This window comes from Streptomyces sp. NPDC005496 (assembly GCF_042872045.1).
Classification (GTDB): Bacteria; Actinomycetota; Actinomycetes; order Streptomycetales; family Streptomycetaceae; genus Streptomyces.
In genome coordinates, this window is record NZ_JBIAJQ010000008.1 from 377,844 (window position 1) to 395,638 (window position 17,795).

The following is a 17,795-nucleotide window of genomic DNA, read 5'->3' on the forward strand; positions in this document are numbered from 1 at the left end:
GCCCGTCGCAGATCAGCGGACGACGAAAGGCCCGACATGACCGAGACGACAGGAACGGCACCGGCCAAGGTGCCGCGCACCGCCACCCCATCCCGCCGGACGCCGCGCCCGCGCCGCCGTGCGGGGCTCGGCGGCGGACCGCGAAGCACGCCCCTGCTGCGCCGCCTCACCCCGTGGTTCTTCCTCGCGGTCCCCCTGGTCCTGCTGGTCACGTTCACCTACGTGCCCGTGGGCAACATGATCTTTTACAGCTTCACCGACTGGGACGGAGTGAGCCCTGACCGCAACGTCACGGGCTTCGACAACTACCGGCAGGTCTTCACCAGGCCGGAACTGTTCCGGGTGTTCTTCGTCAGCTTCTACTACCTCGCGGCCTCCGCCGTGCAGATCGTGGTCGCCCTGTACTTCGCCACCGTCCTCAGCTTCGACCTGCGTTTCCGGAACCTCTTCAAGGGGATTCTGTTCTTCCCGTACCTGATCAACGGCGTCGCCATCGGGTTCGTCTTCCTGTACTTCTTCCAGGACGGCGGCACGCTGGACTCGGTACTGTCCTGGTTCGGCGCCGGTTCCGACCACGCGTGGCTGGGCGACCCGGAGTCGGCCAACACTTCGCTGGCCGGCGTGTCCGTGTGGCGCTACACAGGACTCAACTTCGTCCTGTTCCTGGGCGCGATCCAGTCGATCCCTGCGGAGCTGTACGAGGCGGCCCAACTCGACGGAGCCACAAGGTGGCAGCAGTTCCGCCATCTCATCGCGCCCGGCATCAGGCCGGTGCTCGGTCTCAGCGTCATCCTCGCGATCTCGGGATCACTTTCGGTCTTCGAGATTCCGTACATCATGACCGGCGGCGCGACCGGTACGTCGACCTTCGTGATCCAGACGGTCAAGCTCGCCTTCCAGTTCAACAAGACGGGCCTGGCGTCGGCCGCCGCCGTCGTCCTGCTCCTGATCATCCTGCTGATCACCTGGATCCAGCGCCGCTTCGTGCCCGACGAGAAGGTTGACCTCGTATGACCACGGCCCCGCACACCCGGCCCCGTCGCCGCATCGCACCGGCGCTGACGTACCTGTCACTGATCGTCGCTTCGCTGATCATCATGGTGCCGCTCGTCGTCGTCTTCCTGACCTCCCTCAAGACGTCGAAGGAGGTCACCGACGGAGGGGCCCTGTCCCTGCCGGGGGACTGGCTCAACTTCGGCAACTACACGACGGCGTTCACCGACGGCAAGATGCTGTCGGCCTTCGGGAACACGGCGTTCATCCTGCTCTTCTCGATCACCGGGACGGTCCTCATCGGTTCGATGACCGCGTACGCCGTCGACCGCTTCGCGTTCCGGGCGAAGAAGCCGGTGATGGCGCTCTTCCTGATCGCGACGCTGGTCCCCGGAGTCACCACGCAGGTCGCCACGTTCCAAGTGGTCAACAGCTTCGGCCTGTTCAACAGCCTCTGGGCACCGATCCTGCTGTACATGGGCACGGACATCATCTCGATCTACATCTTCTTGCAGTTCATCCGCGGCATACCCGTCTCGCTCGACGAGGCAGCGCGGCTCGACGGAGCCGGCTCCTTCACGATCTACTGGAAGATCATCCTGCCGCTGCTGAAGCCGGCCGTCGCCACGGTCGTGATCATCAAGGGCATCACCGTCTACAACGACTTCTACATCCCGTTCCTCTACATGCCGTCCGAGGACCTGGGCACCATCTCGACGGCCCTCTTCCGCTTCAAAGGCCCCTTCGGAGCACACTGGGAGAACATCTCGGCCGGCACCATCCTGGTGATCGCCCCGACCCTGCTCGTCTTCCTCTTCCTCCAGCGCTACATCTACAACGGCTTCGCGCGGGGGGCGACGAAGTGACACCACGCGGCTCCGCGACGCATCCACCGCGGAGCCGCGGGTCACACCCTCGGCTGCCTTCGCGGTTCGCCGCGTCAGAACGGTGACGTGAGCGGGTGCCGAGGTGGCTCATCGCCCCCCTGGTATGTACTCGGTGCGGGTGGCACGATGAGCGTCCATGCATGATCAGAAAGCTTCTGCCGCTCAGGCTCTACGCCTTGTGACGTCCCGTTTCCCGGACGCTTTGGGGGCCTTGCTCGGAGGGTCGGTAACCCAGGGACGGGCGACCGCGACCAGCGATCTGGACGTGGCGGTCCTCCTGCCGGACACCGACGTCACCCGCCGTGAGGTCGTACGCCATGAGGGCCGCGTGGCGGAGCTGTTCCTCAACACCCTCGCGGACATCCCGGAGTTCTTCGGGTGGGACAGAGCCCGCCGCCGCGGCACGGTCCTCTTCCTCTATGACCAGGGCCTGCCCTTGTACGACCCGCACGGTCACGTACGGCATACGCGCGAACAAGCCAGTGCCGTGCTGGCCGCAGGTCCGCCTCCGCTCACGTCGGCGGAATGGGACCGGGGCCGGTACGGGCTCACCTGCCTGATGGACGACCTGGTCGACAGCCTGGGGAGCAGTCGGTACGAACAGCTGGTCCTCGCTGACTTCGCCCTGCGCGAGGCAGTTCACCTGCTCACCGCACACCACGGGGCGTGGACGGGCATCGGCAAGTGGCTGCCTCGCAGGCTGCTGAACGCGGATCCGGTACGAGGGAAGGCGCTGCTGGACGGGCATCGAGTCGTGGCGGAGAACGCCGACCCCGTTCCGTTGGCGACTGCTGTCGAGGACGTACTCCACCTTGTGGGCGGGCCGTTGAGGGAAGGGTACGCGCAGCCCTGGCGCTCGTGATCACGCCTCTGCACCAGTCCGGTCGGGCTGGTCCTGTCAGTTCGCCTCTTCGACCCGGGCCCGTTCGGCAGTGTGCCCATGCCACTGCTTCAGCTATCCGCTCGCGCGAACAAATCGGCAGCTCGAACAGCCCTGGGTGGCGTGTCCGAGTCGGGGTCGGTGGAGGCCGTCGATGTAGGACAGTTCCAGGCCGCCTCGGGTTCTAGCCTGCGCAGGCGTCAGCCAGGAGAGGGAGAGACGATGCAGATCGCTGTCACCACACCGACCGGCAACGTGGGCCGTCATGTCGTCGCCATGCTGGTCCGCGCCGGGGTCCGGCCTCGCGTCCTGTTGCGCGAGCCGGGACGTCTGGCGCCTGACCTCCGGCGGGAGGTGGACGCCGTTCAGGTCGACCAGCACGACGCGGAGGCGGTGGTGGCCGCCACGAACGACGTCGATGCGGTGTTCTGGGTGGACCCGACGCCCGGCGGCGAGGATCCCCTCGCGGACCACGCGCGTGCCACGACCGCCGTCGTCCGCGCCGTCGCCGAGAACCGGATCGGCCGTGTCGTCTTCCAGAGCAGTGTGGGCGCCGAGAAGCGCCAGGGTGCCGGTGAGATCGACGGCCTGGCCCAGACCGAGGTCGCCCTGGACGGCATCGGCGTCGACGTCACACACCTGCGCTGCGGGTACTTCTTCACCAACCTCGAACTGCAACTCGACGCGCTGCGCGCCGGGTGCCTCCAGGTGATCCTGCCGCTCGACCAGCCCATGCCCTGGGTGGCACCTCGTGACATCGCCGAGGTCGCCGTGACCCGTCTGCTCTCGCCCGACTGGTCCGGCCGCCACGTGCAAGCCGTTCACGGGCCCGGCGACCTGACCTGGCGCGAGGTCGCCGAAATCCTCACCGAGGCCACCGGTCGGCGGATCGGCGTCGAGCGGATCACGGACGACGCGATGCGCGCCCAGCTCGGTCAGGCCGGACTGGGGGACAAGGCGATCGAGGCCATCGTCGGTATGTCGACCGGCCTGCGTGAGGATTTCGTACCCGAACAACCCCGCAGTGTCCGTACCACCACGCCGACCACGCTCGCCGCCTGGGCGTACGAACGACTTCGGCACCGGCTCGGCGACGTGTCCTGAGCTGTCGGCCGCTGGCAACGGGGCAATGACGGGCGGGTGTTGGGCGGCATTCCCGTCACCGGGGCCGGTGCCGTCGGTAACTCCCCGGGGGCCGCGCAGGTCTGGCCGGGCGGGCCGAGCGTCGTCTTGGCTCGCGGTCGTCCGAAAGCTCTGGGCTTGCTCAAAGGACGCTTGGGGGAGTCTTCGCACTGGGCACGCTGGGAGCAGTCGACGCGAATGCCGGCGTTCAGGGGGAGAACATGTTGATTCTGTTTGTCGTCGTGGGTGTGGCCGTGGGGGTCGCCACCCTGTGCACGTGGTTGATGCGGCGGGCTTGGCGGCGCGCCTATGTAGACCTCAGCAGGCAGGCGTCGCTCCGAGGTCCGGGGTGGCCCAACACCGCTGGGCGGGTGGGAGGTTCCAGGGGGAGCGGGTCGCGGTCGAGTGCGAGCGCGGGGTCCTCCCACGACGCGTCTTCGTCCTGGTACGTCATGGGGGCCGCGTACGACGGCTCGGGGGCCGGCTCGTCGTGCGGGAGTGGATCGTCGTCCTGCGACAACAACTCGTCCTCGTGCGGCAGCAGTTCGTCGTCCTGCAGCAGCTCGTCTTCTTCGTGCGGCGGTAGTTCGTCGTCGTGTTCGAGTAGTTCGTCTTCCTGCGGGAGTTCCTCCTGCTGAGACCAACTCCCTGCCGGCCGCGTCACCGGCCGGCCGGCAGGAAGCGGGGTCACCGGGACGGCTCGGCCAACCGTGAGGGGGCGGGCCGCGCGGTGTTCTCACGGCCCAGGAGACCCGCCACGGACAAGGCGCCGGGGCCGAAGAACACCAGGAGCAGGAAGCCCCAGCAGAACAACACCGGTGCCAGTCCGCCGTTCTGCAGCGGGAACACGCCGTCCGGCTGGTGCTCGGTGAAGTAGGCGAAGGCCATGGCGCCCGAGCTGAGGAAGGCCGCGCCGCGCGTGGCGAGGCCGAGGAGGACGAGTACGCCGCAGGTGAGCTCGATGACCCCCGCGTACCAGAACGGCCAGTCACCCACCGGGCCGGCCTTCCGGTCGAGCACTCCGAACAGCGTGGCCGCGCCCTCACTGGCGAACAAGAGGCCCAGGACCATGCGGAAGAGGCCCAGCACGAGTGGCTGGCGCCTTGTCAGCCACTGGGAGAGGCGCGTTGTGGTCATCGGTACTCCTGAGGGGTGGCTGGGGCCCGGTGTCACACCGGTCCTGCCGGTCATCGGCCGAGAGGAGAGAGTCTCCCGGCCTCTCTACGGATGCACAACGCTTTGTGTTCAGCCGGATTCGACAGAGATTCACTTTGCCGCGGACCTGTGTTGCTTGCCTACGACGAGTCGCGCGGGCCAACCGGTGGAAATCCCGTGTCGCGGCGGACGCGAAAGGCGCAGACTCGTGCCATGGCTGACATGGGGGCGTTCCGCGACGAAGTCACGAGGTGGGCGGCCGGTGGTCCCGGCGAGCCCGCGCGCGAGCTGGCCGCGCTGCTGCCCGTCCGGACGGCCGTCCTGCTGGAAGGCCCGAGCGACGTGGCCGCGGTCGACGCGCTGGCCGAGAGGCGCGGCAGGAACCTGACGGCGGAAGGTGTCTGCGTTCTGTCGATGGGCGGCGCGATGAGCGTCGGGCGCTTCGCGCGCCTCCTCGGACCCTCCGGACTGGGACTGCGTCTCACGGGGCTGTGCGACGAGCGTGAGCAGCGCTACTACGCGCGTGCTCTGGAGCCGGCCGGGGCGGAGCCTGAGTTCTTCGTCTGCGTGGCGGATCTGGAGGACGAGCTGATCCGCGCCCTGGGTGTCGCGAGGGTGGAAGAACTCATCCGCGCGGAGGGCGATGTGCGGGCGCTCCAGACCTTCCTGCGTCAGCCCGCGCAGCAGGGCCGCCCCTCGCCTCAGCAGCTGCGGCGCTTCCTCGGCACGAAGAAGGGGCGCAAGATCCAGTACGGCCGTGTGCTCGTCGAGGCCCTCGAACCGGACCGCGTACCGGCACCGCTCGACGACCTGCTCGCCGTTCTCTGACCTTCGTCCCCTGACCTTCGTGCTGGAGGCCGAGGGCTGCCAGCGTCTCAGTGCCCTCACCTCACCGGTTGTCCCTCTCACTGCTCTCTGACCCCCTGATCTCGTCGAGCGAGAGCTGCATGGCGGCTCGCGCGCGGACGAACCAGTCGGTGAGGACCGCCGTCTCGTCGGGGGTGTAGTCGGCGAAGAGGGTGCCGAGCCGCTCGTAGTGCGGGCCGTACACGGCGAAGACCCGGGCGGCCGCCGATTCGTCCAGGACCACTCGAACTCGGCGGCGGTCTCCGGGGTCCGGCTGCCGATGGACGTAACCGGCACGCTCCAGACGGTTGAGTACGCCCGTGACCGCGCCGGTGGTCAGGTTGGCGCGCTCGGCCAGGTCGCCGGCGTTCAGGTGCTGCTCGCCGGCGCCGATGACGTGGCCCAGGCAGGTGAGGTCGGTGACGTTCAGACCCAGCCGCTGGGCGATGTCGTGCTGGGAGACGAGGGCGAGCGCGATCAGCTGGTCCATCGCGTCCAGCGCCTGCTGCGGTGTCGCCTCGGGGCGGGGCTTGCCCTTCACCGGAAATCTCCTTAGCATCTAAGTTACTTAGCTCGTGAGATAAATGACCTGTTCACGTCGCGACGATACCGACAGCCGACCCGAGGAGATTCATGAGCGGCATGCACGGCGACCACGATCTCGGCCACACGGTCGCCGGATGGACCGGGGCGTGTCTCGCTCTCGCCGGGTTCACCCTCACCGGCGTCGCGATGATCGCGGCGTGGGTGCCGGGGTTCTTCCTCGGTCTGGGGGTCGTCGCCCTCGCCGCCCTCGTCACCTGGGGGCTGCATCTGGCCGGCTGGGGCAAGCCGAGCGGTCCGCGCCCGCTCGCCGAGCAGGACTGGCGCGCGAAGGATCCGGAGGCCGCGAGCGGTCACCCCGGATGCGTGGGCTGTCGAATGGCCGGACGCGGGCGTCGCCGTCCCGAGCCCGTCGTCCAGGAGGTGCCTCCGGCTCCCCGGGCCGCCGAGGAGCGCGTGGCGCTCGACTCCGTGAACTGAGGGACGACGCCCTGGTGATCACGTCGGCGTACCGGCGGGCGGCCGCAGAGGCCGCGACAGCGCGAAACCGCAGCCCGGACACGGAGTGATCCAGGCTGCGGTATTTCGAAGGTGGCTGGCCGGTGTCAGTGCGGGGAGTGCGGGCTGCGGTCGCCGAGGCGACAGCCTGCACCGCCGATGTAGTACGCGTTGAGGTAGTTCGGTCCGGCGCCCGGAAGCTGTGTGCGGTTCGGGCCGACGCAGAGGTGGTAGTCGTTCGTGCTGCCGCCGCCCCTGACGTCTACGTGGACCAGCACCGTCGTCTCACCGCAGTGGTTGTAGGCGGCGAACTGGGACTCCCGGACGCTGTAGCGGAAGAAGCCGCACGGTACGGCGGAGACCGCGGCCGCCGGTCGCGCCTGCGGCTGGTGCGAGGACGCGGCGTGGACCGGACCTGACGAGGTGACCACCGCTGCCGCGGTGAGCACGCTCGACGCCACCGCCGTGGCGACTCGGACGGAGTTGAGGAAGGGCTTCACGAACACTCCTTGTGGCGAGCCTGATCGGTGGCCGCCGGATCCTGCTCGGCGCGACAGCGGTCGCAAGCGGGTTCGCCGGCATGGAGATCGTAACGCCATGCACTCGTGCCGTGACGGCCTGTCACCGAAACGAGTGGCGAACGCAGTTGAAACGCTGAGACGGCTTCGATCGTGTCCGGCGCTGCCTCCGCGGGCGCCGTGGCCCGTGTCCGGCACCGCCTCTGCTCCAGGCACGCTGTCCGGCGCTGCTCCCGGACGGCTCGTACCGTCGTCGCCGCACCACAGGGATGTCGGCGCTGTCGGCCGGGCTACTCACCCGTGGCGCCGTCGATGGCTTCGCGCAGCAGGTCCGCGTGGCCGACGTGACGGGCGTACTCCTCGATCACGTGCTCCAGGACGAACCGGACGTCGGTGGTGCCGAACTCCGGGCTGGAGACGAGGCGTCCGGGGTCGGCGGTCACCTCGGCGAACAGCTTCCGCGACTCCTCGCAGGCGCTGAGGTAGTCCTCGTACACCACGTCGGCCGGCGTGGGGTCCGCCTCGTCGAACCAGTCGTCGCCGGCGGCGGTGACGTAGGTCCGGTAGGGGAAGTACGGCGGGGCGGTCACGCCGGCCAGCGTCCGCTGGAACCAGGCACGTTCGACTCCCTGAAGGTGACGCATGAGTCCCAGCAGCGTCAACGCGGAGGACGGTAGAACGCGTTGACGCAGCCGCGCGTCCGTGAGGCCCTCGCACTTCCACAGGAACGTCGCCCGGTGGTAGTCGAGGTTCGAGGCGATCACCGTCGGCCAGGGGCCGGACCGTACGCGCTCGGGGCGGGCGACGTTCTGGATGACGATGTCACTCACGCTCATGTCTCCTGGATCGGTGCCGGTGTGCGGAGCGGACGCCCGGGGCGGGGAGCCGCCTGCTCCGGGTCGCGTACGACCGACTGTCAGACCCTTGGGCGCGACGGAAGTCATCGCTCGGACGCCGCACGTTCCCGACGGCGACGGCCGACCCCGCGCCGACCACCGTGAGTGTGGACGTCGAGGGGTCGGCGGGCCCGGTCACCCGTGGCGTCGGCTCACTCGGGCCAGGCGGAGTTCTGGATGACCTCGACGAAGTCGGTGCGGCGGAAGCCCGGGGCGAAGTGTTCGAGGACGTCGGCGTTCACCGTGCCGAAGGTGGTGTCGGGACGGTGCTTGAAGCCGTCGGTGAACGCCTGGAGGATCTGGCGCTTGAAGTCGGGTCGGGGGTGAGCGGCGGTGACGGCGTCGATCTGCGCCTGGGTGATGTTGCCCAGGTTCAGGCCGAGTACGTCCGTCTCGACCCCCGCGGTGGTCGCCGCGATCTCGGGGGCCATCTTGTACGGCACCTCCGGCGTCGTGTGCAGGGCGATGGCCGTCCAGACGGTGTCCGCCGCGCCCTCGGACAGACCATGGGTCAGCAGGAACGCGCGGGCCTGGTCGGCGCCGTCCATCTCGAAGCGCTGGTCGTCGCTGCGGTAGGGCGGCACGAGGCCCGTGTCGTGGAACAGCGCCGCCACGTACAGCAGCTCCGGGTCCGGGCTGAGCCCGCGTGCGGCCGCCTGCAGGCTGCCGAACAGGTAGACACGGCGGGAGTGGTGGAAGAGCAGGGCCGGGGTGGTGTCGCGGATGAGTTCGGTGGCGTCCTGCGCGAGCTTGCTGTCGGGGATCTCGACGCCCGCGATGTTCTCGGTCATGGCTGCCTTCCCTTGGCGGTGACGGAGGGGGATCTGTGCCCAGCTTCCGCCGGACCGGGGTTCCGCGTCCGCTGCCGGACGGCCGACATGCCCTCGGAAACGGCCACGCCGCGGAGCGCCGAGCGGTGCTCGTCGTCCAGAACGGTCACGGTGCGGGCGTACGGCCCGTTCCTGTCTTCCGAAACGATCTCCGCCTTGCGCGGATGGCCGAGCGAGCCGTGGCGTACGGCCACGGTGTGAACCGCCGACCGGACCTCGCGTCCGGTCACGGCCGGGCGGGCGGTCAGCCCTGTGTGCGGGAGTCCGGGGACGTGGTGGCGAAGCGGCGCTGGTAGCGGGCCGGGGAGAGGCCCAGATGGCGCGCGAAGGCCCGGCGCAGGCTCTCGTAGCTGGGGAAACCCGACAGCGAGGCGGCCTCCGTCGCGTTGTGCCCGGCGTCGAGCAGGGCCTTCGCCATGTCGAACCGGATCAGCTCCACGTACTTCATCGGTGTGGTGTCGAGCTCGGCACGGAACAGGCGGGTCAGGTGCCGTGGGCTGACGCGGACCAGCGTGGCGAGCGAGTCGAGGCTGTGGTCGGCGGTCGGGTCGGCCTGGACCGCGTCCTGGATCAGCCGCAGCACCGGGGTACGCGGCGCCGGACCCTGGAGCGAGGCGGAGAACTGGGACTGGCCGCCCGCCCGCTGCATGTAGACCACCAGTGAGCGGGCGACTTCGCGGGGCAGGTCCGGTCCGTGGTCCTCCTCCACCAGGGCGAGCGCGAGATCGATGCCCGCGGTGACGCCCGCGGAGGTGTAGGTGGTGCCGTCCCTGACGAAGATCGCGTCGGGTTCCACCCGCGTCGAAGGGCAGCTGCGCGCCAGTACGGAGGTGTGCTGCCAGTGCGTGGTCGCGCGCCTGCCCTCCAGGAGTCCCGCCGCGCCCAGGACGAAGGCACCCGTGCAGACGGAGGCGACCCGCCCCGCCCGGTCCGCCAGCGCCCTCGCCGCCGCGCTCAGGGCGGGCGCGACGGGGGAGGCGGGCAGCAGATCACCGCCCACCACGAGCAGCGTGTCGTACGCCTCGCCCGCAGCCGCGTCCGCGTCGGCGGGCACCCTCATGCCGATGGAGGAGAGCACCGGTCCGCCGCCCACCGAGACGATGCTCAGCCGGTAGCGCGCGCCGTACCGGTTCGCCTCGCTGAAGACCTCCGCCGGTCCGGACAGGTCGAGCATCTTCATGCCGTCGAACACGAGAACGCCCACGCTGTGTGCCGGGGATGTCATGCCTGCTCGCCTCTCTCATGGGGCGCCCGCCGCGTCACGGTCACGTCGGCCAGGCCGCACCCATGATGCGCTCGATCATGGACGTACGGCGGAAACCGGGGACGAACTCCTCCAGTACGTCCTGATTGACGGTCCCGTACGTGGTGTCCGGGCGGTCGCGGAGTCCCTCCAGGAAGACCTGCGGGAACCCGGTCTTGAAGTCGCCCCGGGGATGGACGTCGGTGATCTCCTCCACCCGGGCGCGGTCGAGCCGGTCGAGACCGACCCCCACCGCGTCGGTCAGCACACCCTGGTTCAGGGCGGCGATCTCCGGTCCCATCCGGCCGGGGATCCCCGGTGTGGAGTGCAGCGCGATCGCCGTCCAGACGACCTCGGCGGAGTCGGCGGGAAACCCGTGGTCGAGCAGGAACGCGCGCGCGTGGTCGGCGCCGTCCAGCTCGAAGCGCTGCTCCGTGTCGGAGAAGGGCTTCAGGAGGCCGACGTCGTGGAACAGGCTGGCCAGGTACAGCAGCTCCGGGTCGGGGGTCAGGCCGAGTTCCCGGGCCTGGAGCGCGCCCAGAAGGAAGACGCGTCGGGAGTGGTGGAAGAGGAGGGGACTGGTGCTCGCCTGGACGAGGCGCGTGGCCTCGACGGCGGCCGCCGTCCCGGGAACCGTTACGCCTGCGATGACTTCGGCCATGACCTGTGCGTCCTTCGGGGTGACTGTGCTGTGCGGGGTGGATGGGTGCTGCTTCGACGATGCCCACTTCCCGGCCGCGGCGCCGCATCGGTCCGGCCAGGAACCGCCCGAAAAGAGACAGGAAGGGGCCAAGGACTTCGGCGTGAGGGTCCACGGTCGGCACGGCTCTCCCGGGGCCGGCCCGGGAGGGCACGTTTTCGGTGGTCGTGCCGGGGGACCCGGGGCTGTACGACCTTCCACGGGGGTGCCCATGGCCGAGCTGACTTTCATCGGCACCGCGACGGTGCTGCTGCGGCTCGGTCCCTTCACGGTCCTGACCGACCCGAACTTCCTCCATCGAGGCCAGTTCGCCTACCTCGGCAAGGGCATCGTCAGCCGTCGGCTGACCGAGCCGGCGCTGAGCGTGGAAGACCTTCCCGAGCTCGACTGCGTCGTCCTGTCGCACATGCACGGCGACCACTGGGACCGTGTCGCCAAGCGCGGTCTCGACCGGCGTGTCCGCATCCTGACGACACCGAAAGCGGCTCGAGCCCTGCACCGGCAGAAGTTCGCCGGCGCCGAGGGTCTGCGCACCTGGCAGAGTGCCGAACTCGCCAAGGACGGGCACACGCTCAGTCTCACAGCGGTCCCGGGAAGGCACGCGAGAGGGCCGGCCCGGGCCCTGCTGCCGCCCGTGATGGGCGGCGTCCTGGACCACCGGGAACCCGACGGCACACTCGCGACGCGTCTCTACCTCACCGGCGACACCCTGCTGATCGACGACCTGCGCGAGATACCCAGGCGCTTCCCCGCCATCGACACCGCCGTCGTCCACCTGGGCGGGACGACACTGCCGGGCGGCCTGGTCGTGACCATGGACGGCCGCCAGGGCACCGACCTCGTCGAGCTGATCCGGCCGCGGTCGGTGGTGCCCGTGCACTACGACGACTACGGCGTCTTCAAGTCGCCGCTGTCCGACTTCCTCGCCGAGGTCGAGCGGCGCGGGCTGGCCCCGCTGGTGCGGACGGTGCGCCGTGGCGACACCGTCGCGCTGTAGGGCACCAGGTCGGATCGCCGGTCCCGGTTCCCTGATCGGAGCTTGCGGCGGTTGTCCGGGCACGGGGGAGAGCCGTCTCAGGGGGTGCTCTCGCCGGTGATCAGCTCGGCGACGCCGCGGAGACCGCCCTGCGCCAGCGCGGCGCGCTGCCGGTCCGCGCCGGTGCCCTCACGCAGGAGCCTGTGGACCAGGCCCGCCACGTCCCGGGTGTCGCCGGACGCGTCGAGCGCCGGTGACACGTACTGCAGAAGCCGGCACAGGACGTCGCCGGCGCGGCTCCGACGGCCCTCCGGGTCGATCAGGGTGTCGCTCAGGCCGTGCCGGGCCGCGTGCCACATGGCGCCGTGAAGCAGTTCGGGCGCGCACTCCGGGGCGGACGCCCCCGTCGCCGCCTCCGCGAGAGCGGTGTCCACCAGCGCCCGGACGATCCCGGTGAACATCACCGCCTCGTCCACGTGCAGCTGTACGTCGCAGCACCGCACCTCGATCGTGGGGAACCGCTCCGACAGGCGGGCCTGCCAGTACAGCTGACCGGTGTCCGCGATCAGCCCGCAGTCGAGCAGCCGCTGCACACGTCGGTCGTAGTCCGCGGCGTCCTGGAAGTGCGGGGGAACGCCGCCCACCGGCCAGCGGTTGAAGATCACGGTGCGCCAGCTGGCGAAACCGGTGTCGTGGCCGTTCCACAGCGGAGAGTTCGCCGACATCGCCGTGAGCGTCGGCAGCCACAGGCGCAGCCGGTTCAGCACCTGCACGCCGGCGTCCCGGGAAGGCACCGCGCAGTGGATGTGCATGCCGTTGACCAGTTGCTCCGCCACCAGTTGCGGAGCCTGGGCGAGCATGGTCCGGTACCGGGCCTGGTCGGTGACGGGCACGGGTTCCTCGTCGTGCCGGGGCGGTGTCCCACAGGCCGCGATGGCGCAGCCGTGCGTCTCGGCTGCGGCTCCCAGGGCATGCCGCAGACGCAGCAGATGTCCGCCGACCTCCTGAAGGCTGTCGCACACCGGGGAGGCGACCTCGACCTGCGCCTGCAGCAGCTCGGGCTGTACTTCCTGGTCGCCGGTGAGCTGCCCCAGTCCGGCCGCCATCCGCACCTTCTCCGCCAGCGGTACGGGGAGGCCCGTGGCGGGGTCCACCAGCAGGTATTCCTCTTCCACGCCGATCGTCGTCATCGACCGCCCTCTGTTCCGCTCGCGGCCGGCCAGGCCGGTGAGCCACTTTCGGGCACCCGCCGTCGGCGGTCACCCGCGGCGACGGGCGCACTAACCCGCACTGACCGAGTGCCGCAGAACTTATCGGTACAAACCAGACATGGTCAGATGGGTGAAACGCGTCGGCCGGCCGGGCCTCGCCTACGACTCGCCGGGCGGGTCGCGAAGGGCGTCGGCTGTGATGTCGGGCAGTGACCGCCCGCTACGGAGCGTCCCGGCACCTACGTCAGGTCCGTGGGCCGTGCCAGTCCAGTATCAGGACCGTGGCGTCGTCCTTCAGGTTGCCGCGGCAGGCCTCCAGCACGGCGCCGGTCAGGGCGCGGACGGCCTCCCGGGGATGGCAGGCGCGGGTGTCGCGTACGAGAGCGGGCAGGTCGACGGCTCCGGCGCCGCGCTCCTGCATGCCGTCCGTGAGCAGGACGAGGCGGTCACCGGGCTCCAGGTCCAGCTGCTGGAGCTGGTAGGAGGTCGGGGCGGCCACCCCGAACGGCAGGTTCACGGCGAGCCTGACCTCCTCGGCCTCGGCCGCTCCCTCCCGCAGCCGGATGGGCCAGGGATGCCCCGCGTTGACCAGCTCACAGGTGCCCGTCTCCAGGCTGACGCACAGCAGTTGGCCGGTTGCCAGGCCGCGGCTGTGGGTCAGCAGGGCCTCATGGGCGCGATGGGCCTGCTGGAGTGCGTCGCATCCGGTCCGGCGGGCACCGCGCAGCGCACCCACCAACAGCGTAGCCAGCAGCGCGGAGTTGGTGTCGTGCCCCATGGCGTCGGTGATGGACAGATGCAGGGTTCCGCTGTCCAGGGTGTAGTCGTAGGTGTCGCCGCCGATGTCGTCGGCCGGGACCAGACCCGCGGCGAGAGTGAACTGAGGGGACTCACAGCAGGAGGCCGAGGGGAGCAACTGGTGCTGGATCTCGGCCGCCAGGCTGGTCCGGGTGGTGCGCTGGCCCGCGTGGTACAGGTCCGTGAAGCGGCGGTCCGTCACGATGATGTACGCCAGCGCGTGGGCGGCCTCGCTGATCTGGGCGAGGACGGTGTCGTCCGCGTACTGCAGCGTCACCTCCAGCAAGCCGATGCAGTCGCCGCGGTTGGTGACGGGCGAGATCACCCGCCGTCCGCCCTGGCCGTCGGGTTCCACGTGCTGGCGCTGACTGCGCAGGACCTCGTCGTAGACGCTGTCCCGCAGTTCGACCTGCTCCGCGCCGTCCGCCATGGCACTGTCGGTGGGCGACGTGAGGCGCACCAGCCGCTGTCCCAGCAGGTCGGCGAACAGGAACGACACACGCTCCGCTCCGAAGCGTTTGCGCAGGTCGTGTGCGACCACGCCGACGGACTCTCCGGGCGGCGCCGCTTCCGCAGCCGCCAGTAGTTCACCCAGTTCCAGATCCGCACCGTCCACAGCGACCTCCTGTCCCATGTCGCCCCTTCTTCCCCGAGTCGCGCCGACCTCACCTGACTCCTGTCATCCGGCGCGGTGACGACGTCCGTTCCGAGAGGCAAGCCTGCTGGCCAGGGGTCCGGACGGGAGAATATCCGCACACCGCGGGCGAACATCCCTGCGACCGTGCGATGCCGTGTTCGCGTCGCGGAACCCCCTCCAGAGGGGGAACGGGCACGCTCCCGGATGTCCGGACCAGAAGGGACGCACCGCACCGACAGGCCCCTGTTCGAAGCCCACTCGCGACCCGCGTACGTGAACCCTTCCTGCCCGACCGGCGACCAGGCCGGCCTCGGGCATGGTTCGCCGCGACACCGTGCGATCGCCGGTGTACGGCGCCGAGCGTTGGCTGAAAACGGCGGGTAACGGTCCGATTCGGGGCAGTGACGAGGGCCCGCCCGGCATCCCTTACGCTGCGCCTGCAAGTCGCCCCTCCCGTCCGCATCCACGGTGGGACGCGGGCGGCATCCGATGTGTGACCAGGGTGGGGACAGGGAAATGGGATCGCAGATCGCTGCGGAGCGGACACAGGCGTGTCCGGAGTGCGGCGTGGACGTACCGGTGAATCCGCGCTTCGGCGCATGGTGTGCCGAGTGTGGCTGGAATGTCGACCCCGGCGCTCCGGAACCGCCCGCGGGGAGGATCGAGGCCCGGCGTCGACGCCTGGCCGAACGGCACGGGCGGCAACTGCTCGACGAGATGAGCCGGGGTGAAGCTGAGGAGCCCGGGCGCGACCTTCCCGGCGCTCTCGCGCTGGCGATCTCGACGGTCGTGAACGGCATCACCTTCGCGCTCGCCGTCGCCGGAGTGCTGCTCGTCGTCCTGGGCTGGAGCACCGTGGTCCAGCCGCTCGTCGGAGCGGTGCTGATCGTCCTCGCCGTCGTCCTGCGACCCCGCTTCGCGTCGCTGCCCGACAACGAACCGGTCCTGCAACGGGCGGACGCGCCGCGGCTGTTCGCGCTGATCGACGAGGTCGCGGCGGCCGTCGGCACCACCGGAGTCCACGCCGTGGTGATCGGTCCGGACGCCAACGCGAGCGTCACGCTCGTGGGAATCAGACAGCGGCGGGTGCTGTACCTGGGTCTGGGGCTGTGGGAGATCCTGAGCCCGCCGCAACGCCTGGCGCTGCTGGGACATGAACTCGGCCACTACGCCAACGGGGACCTGCGCCGCGCCAAGAACGTCGGCAGCGCGCTGCGGTCCCTCGCGCTGTGGTGCTACATGCTGGCGCCCGAGCCGTCACCGACGTTCCTCGAACGCTTCGCCAACCTCCTGCTGGCCCCGCCGCGTTGGGCGGCCCGAGGACTGCTGGCACTGCTCGACGGCCTGACCATGCGCACCTCGCAGCGTGCGGAGTACCTCGCCGACCGGGCCGCCGCCCGGATCGCCTCCAGCGAGACCGCGGTGGAGCTCCTCGACCTGCTCCTCGTCACCGACGCCGTCGACATCGAGCTGCGCAGGGAGTCGGTGCTCGCCCAGACGGGCATCGGCGGGCGGTCACGCCGGGACGCGTGGGACGGCCTGTGGGAACGGCTCGCCGCCCATGTCGGGTCGGTGCCGGAGCGCGAGTACGAACGACTGCGCCGGGTCAGCGCGCTGCGCGGCCACAGCGTCGACTCGACGCACCCGCCCACACACGCGCGCCGCCAGTGCGTCAGCGAGGGCGAACCGAGGCCCGCGCTGATGACTCTCGACGACGACACGTCGGCCGCGATCGCCACGGAACTCGCCGCCGCCAGGAAGCGGGTGGCCCAGCAGGTCATCCGCGACTTCGCGGGCTGACGGCGGGACCCCTCTCCCGGGGCGTGGTGAACACGCCCCGGATGCAAGGGGATTGGCCCTGGCTGCGCCCAGCGAGGTGAACTCGCCGGAACGGCCGACGCATGAGTACGCCGGTGCCGGTGCCGGTGCCGGTGCCAGTGCCAGTGCTGGTGTGGGCCTCGGGCACGCCGCCGCCAGGGAGTTCACAAGAGTATGGCCCGGCCGTTCCGACGGCCGGGCCACACTCGTACGCTTCGCCGTCCTACTGGTCGAGCGACTGCTCGCGGACCTTCTCGACCTGCTCGGTGAGGTCACCGGTGTCCGAGGCCGGCGGGGCCGTGACCGGCTTGGTCGCACCGAACTTCAGGTAGTCCATGGTGACGTCCATGCCGCCGCCGTGCTGCTCCATGCGCACGGGCAGGTCCTTGTCGTCGACCCAGATGTCGAGGACCATCTTGCCGGTGGATGCGAGGGACTTGATGGCGGCCCGCTTCTCCCTGTCCGGCAGCTTGGACGCGTTGATCTGCTCCGCTCCGACCGTGCCCCGGTAGTGGGTGGCCTTCTTGCCGCGGATCGTCTCCTCGCCGAGGTCCTTCACGTTCTTCGAGGCACCGATGTACCGCAGGCCCGTCGTGGGGTCGGCGTTGTCCGCGATGGCGTCCGCGGTGGAGTCGCCGACCACGGCGGACACGTCGATCCGCATCCAGTGCTTGCCCTTGAGCGGTCCCGATGGCTGCGGGTCGATCTCGTAGTAGTACGCCCCGTCGACCATCTTCATGGTGAGCGTCGGGTCGTCCTGGAGCGACTGCATCTGGGCGTTGGCGGTGTCCATCTCCACGTCGAGCGCGGCGCCGTCCCCCCAGGAGTAAGTGCCGTTCATCGAGATGGGCTTACCGCTGCCCGCCGTGATCGTGGTGGTCGACTCCACCTCGGCCGAACCGAGTCCCGACGCCTTCTCCGAGGCGCGGGTCAACGCGGCCATGATGGTGTCGGCGTGGCTGACGGCGTCGGCGGTCGTCTTCGCCGCTTCCGCGCCGCACGCGGTGGTCGCGGCGAGCGCGACGACGGTGATGCCCGCCCACGCCGCGGTCCTGAGGTGCCTCATATGTCCCCGCCCCCTGTGTGTTCCCTGTGTACGTGGTGAGATGGGGACTCTAGCCGCGCCGGCACCACGGTCCAATCCGCGGCACAAAAGGGACGCAGCGCAACCCGGTTGGGAGTGGGTCTTCGTCGCACGGCGGCCACGCCGGGGTGCGGACGCTGACGGTCGCAGGGGTGCCGCC

19 protein-coding genes are annotated in these 17,795 nt (G+C 70.0%); 9 read left to right on the plus strand and 10 right to left on the minus strand.

Annotated features, from left to right (window positions below; all coding sequences use genetic code 11):
- Nucleotides 1-36: 36 nt before the first annotated feature.
- The 5 genes from ACFYQQ_RS25800 (at nucleotide 37) to ACFYQQ_RS25820 (ending at nucleotide 4,468) form a co-directional block, all read left to right on the plus strand.
- A complete protein-coding gene (locus ACFYQQ_RS25800; protein ID WP_356167754.1) occupies nucleotides 37-1,014 on the plus strand; it encodes a sugar ABC transporter permease in 978 nt (325 codons plus the stop codon).
- Complete coding sequence (locus tag ACFYQQ_RS25805; protein WP_355787334.1) at nucleotides 1,011-1,859, plus strand: carbohydrate ABC transporter permease; 849 nt, start codon at nucleotides 1,011-1,013, stop codon at nucleotides 1,857-1,859. Before ACFYQQ_RS25800 ends, ACFYQQ_RS25805 begins: the two co-directional genes overlap by 4 nt.
- 157 nt (nucleotides 1,860-2,016) lie before the next feature.
- On the plus strand, nucleotides 2,017-2,742 hold the full coding sequence (locus ACFYQQ_RS25810) for a nucleotidyltransferase domain-containing protein (protein ID WP_355787332.1): 726 nt from the start codon (nucleotides 2,017-2,019) through the stop codon (nucleotides 2,740-2,742).
- Nucleotides 2,743-2,982: 240 nt separating this feature from the next.
- On the plus strand, nucleotides 2,983-3,864 hold the full coding sequence (locus ACFYQQ_RS25815; RefSeq protein ID WP_355787329.1) for an NAD(P)H-binding protein: 882 nt from the start codon (nucleotides 2,983-2,985) through the stop codon (nucleotides 3,862-3,864).
- 367 nt (nucleotides 3,865-4,231) lie between these two features.
- Complete coding sequence (locus tag ACFYQQ_RS25820) at nucleotides 4,232-4,468, plus strand: hypothetical protein (protein WP_356167748.1); 237 nt, start codon at nucleotides 4,232-4,234, stop codon at nucleotides 4,466-4,468.
- 101 nt (nucleotides 4,469-4,569) lie between these two features.
- On the opposite strand, the gene ACFYQQ_RS25825 is transcribed toward ACFYQQ_RS25820, so the two are convergent.
- Complete coding sequence (locus tag ACFYQQ_RS25825) at nucleotides 4,570-5,019, minus strand: DoxX family protein (protein WP_355787324.1); 450 nt, start codon at nucleotides 5,017-5,019, stop codon at nucleotides 4,570-4,572.
- 231 nt (nucleotides 5,020-5,250) lie between these two features.
- Between ACFYQQ_RS25825 and ACFYQQ_RS25830 the strand changes: the two genes are divergently transcribed.
- Complete coding sequence (locus ACFYQQ_RS25830) at nucleotides 5,251-5,865, plus strand: TOPRIM nucleotidyl transferase/hydrolase domain-containing protein (RefSeq protein WP_355787321.1); 615 nt, start codon at nucleotides 5,251-5,253, stop codon at nucleotides 5,863-5,865.
- Between the two features lie 61 nt (nucleotides 5,866-5,926).
- On the opposite strand, the gene ACFYQQ_RS25835 is transcribed toward ACFYQQ_RS25830, so the two are convergent.
- Complete coding sequence (locus ACFYQQ_RS25835; protein ID WP_356167741.1) at nucleotides 5,927-6,424, minus strand: MarR family transcriptional regulator; 498 nt, start codon at nucleotides 6,422-6,424, stop codon at nucleotides 5,927-5,929.
- A gap of 92 nt (nucleotides 6,425-6,516) precedes the next feature.
- On the opposite strand from ACFYQQ_RS25835, the gene ACFYQQ_RS25840 reads away from it, so the two are divergent.
- Complete coding sequence (locus ACFYQQ_RS25840) at nucleotides 6,517-6,906, plus strand: HGxxPAAW family protein (RefSeq protein WP_356167738.1); 390 nt, start codon at nucleotides 6,517-6,519, stop codon at nucleotides 6,904-6,906.
- Between the two features lie 125 nt (nucleotides 6,907-7,031).
- Here ACFYQQ_RS25840 and ACFYQQ_RS25845 read toward each other — a convergent pair whose 3' ends face one another.
- The 5 genes from ACFYQQ_RS25845 to ACFYQQ_RS25865 all read right to left on the minus strand — a co-directional run bounded on the left by ACFYQQ_RS25845 (nucleotide 7,032) and on the right by ACFYQQ_RS25865 (nucleotide 11,072).
- Nucleotides 7,032-7,424: a DUF6355 family natural product biosynthesis protein gene (locus tag ACFYQQ_RS25845; protein WP_355793673.1), complete on the minus strand. Its 393-nt coding sequence runs from the start codon at nucleotides 7,422-7,424 to the stop codon at nucleotides 7,032-7,034.
- Nucleotides 7,425-7,732: 308 nt separating this feature from the next.
- Complete coding sequence (locus ACFYQQ_RS25850; protein ID WP_388905246.1) at nucleotides 7,733-8,272, minus strand: DinB family protein; 540 nt, start codon at nucleotides 8,270-8,272, stop codon at nucleotides 7,733-7,735.
- A gap of 218 nt (nucleotides 8,273-8,490) precedes the next feature.
- Complete coding sequence (locus ACFYQQ_RS25855; RefSeq protein ID WP_355793677.1) at nucleotides 8,491-9,129, minus strand: HD domain-containing protein; 639 nt, start codon at nucleotides 9,127-9,129, stop codon at nucleotides 8,491-8,493.
- A gap of 283 nt (nucleotides 9,130-9,412) precedes the next feature.
- The gene (locus ACFYQQ_RS25860; protein ID WP_355782399.1) at nucleotides 9,413-10,393 is read right to left on the minus strand and encodes a DJ-1/PfpI family protein; all 981 of its coding nucleotides are present in this window, start codon (nucleotides 10,391-10,393) and stop codon (nucleotides 9,413-9,415) included.
- A gap of 40 nt (nucleotides 10,394-10,433) precedes the next feature.
- Nucleotides 10,434-11,072, minus strand: a complete 639-nt coding sequence (locus ACFYQQ_RS25865) for an HD domain-containing protein (RefSeq protein WP_355782402.1) — start codon at nucleotides 11,070-11,072, stop codon at nucleotides 10,434-10,436.
- 250 nt (nucleotides 11,073-11,322) lie between these two features.
- On the opposite strand from ACFYQQ_RS25865, the gene ACFYQQ_RS25870 reads away from it, so the two are divergent.
- A complete protein-coding gene (locus ACFYQQ_RS25870; RefSeq protein WP_355782405.1) occupies nucleotides 11,323-12,108 on the plus strand; it encodes an MBL fold metallo-hydrolase in 786 nt (261 codons plus the stop codon).
- A 77-nt stretch (nucleotides 12,109-12,185) separates the two neighbouring features.
- Here ACFYQQ_RS25870 and ACFYQQ_RS25875 read toward each other — a convergent pair whose 3' ends face one another.
- Nucleotides 12,186-13,277 (minus strand): glutamate--cysteine ligase, encoded by a 1,092-nt coding sequence (locus tag ACFYQQ_RS25875; RefSeq protein WP_356167726.1) that lies wholly within the window; start codon nucleotides 13,275-13,277, stop codon nucleotides 12,186-12,188.
- Between the two features lie 265 nt (nucleotides 13,278-13,542).
- Nucleotides 13,543-14,712 (minus strand): PP2C family protein-serine/threonine phosphatase, encoded by a 1,170-nt coding sequence (locus ACFYQQ_RS25880; RefSeq protein WP_355789494.1) that lies wholly within the window; start codon nucleotides 14,710-14,712, stop codon nucleotides 13,543-13,545.
- A 588-nt stretch (nucleotides 14,713-15,300) separates the two neighbouring features.
- Here ACFYQQ_RS25880 and ACFYQQ_RS25885 point away from each other — a divergent pair.
- Nucleotides 15,301-16,533 (plus strand): M48 family metallopeptidase, encoded by a 1,233-nt coding sequence (locus ACFYQQ_RS25885; RefSeq protein WP_355789489.1) that lies wholly within the window; start codon nucleotides 15,301-15,303, stop codon nucleotides 16,531-16,533.
- A 241-nt stretch (nucleotides 16,534-16,774) separates the two neighbouring features.
- Here the strand turns inward: ACFYQQ_RS25885 and ACFYQQ_RS25890 are convergent, their stop codons facing one another.
- Nucleotides 16,775-17,617, minus strand: a complete 843-nt coding sequence (locus ACFYQQ_RS25890; RefSeq protein WP_356167724.1) for a hypothetical protein — start codon at nucleotides 17,615-17,617, stop codon at nucleotides 16,775-16,777.
- Nucleotides 17,618-17,795 lie beyond the last annotated feature (178 nt).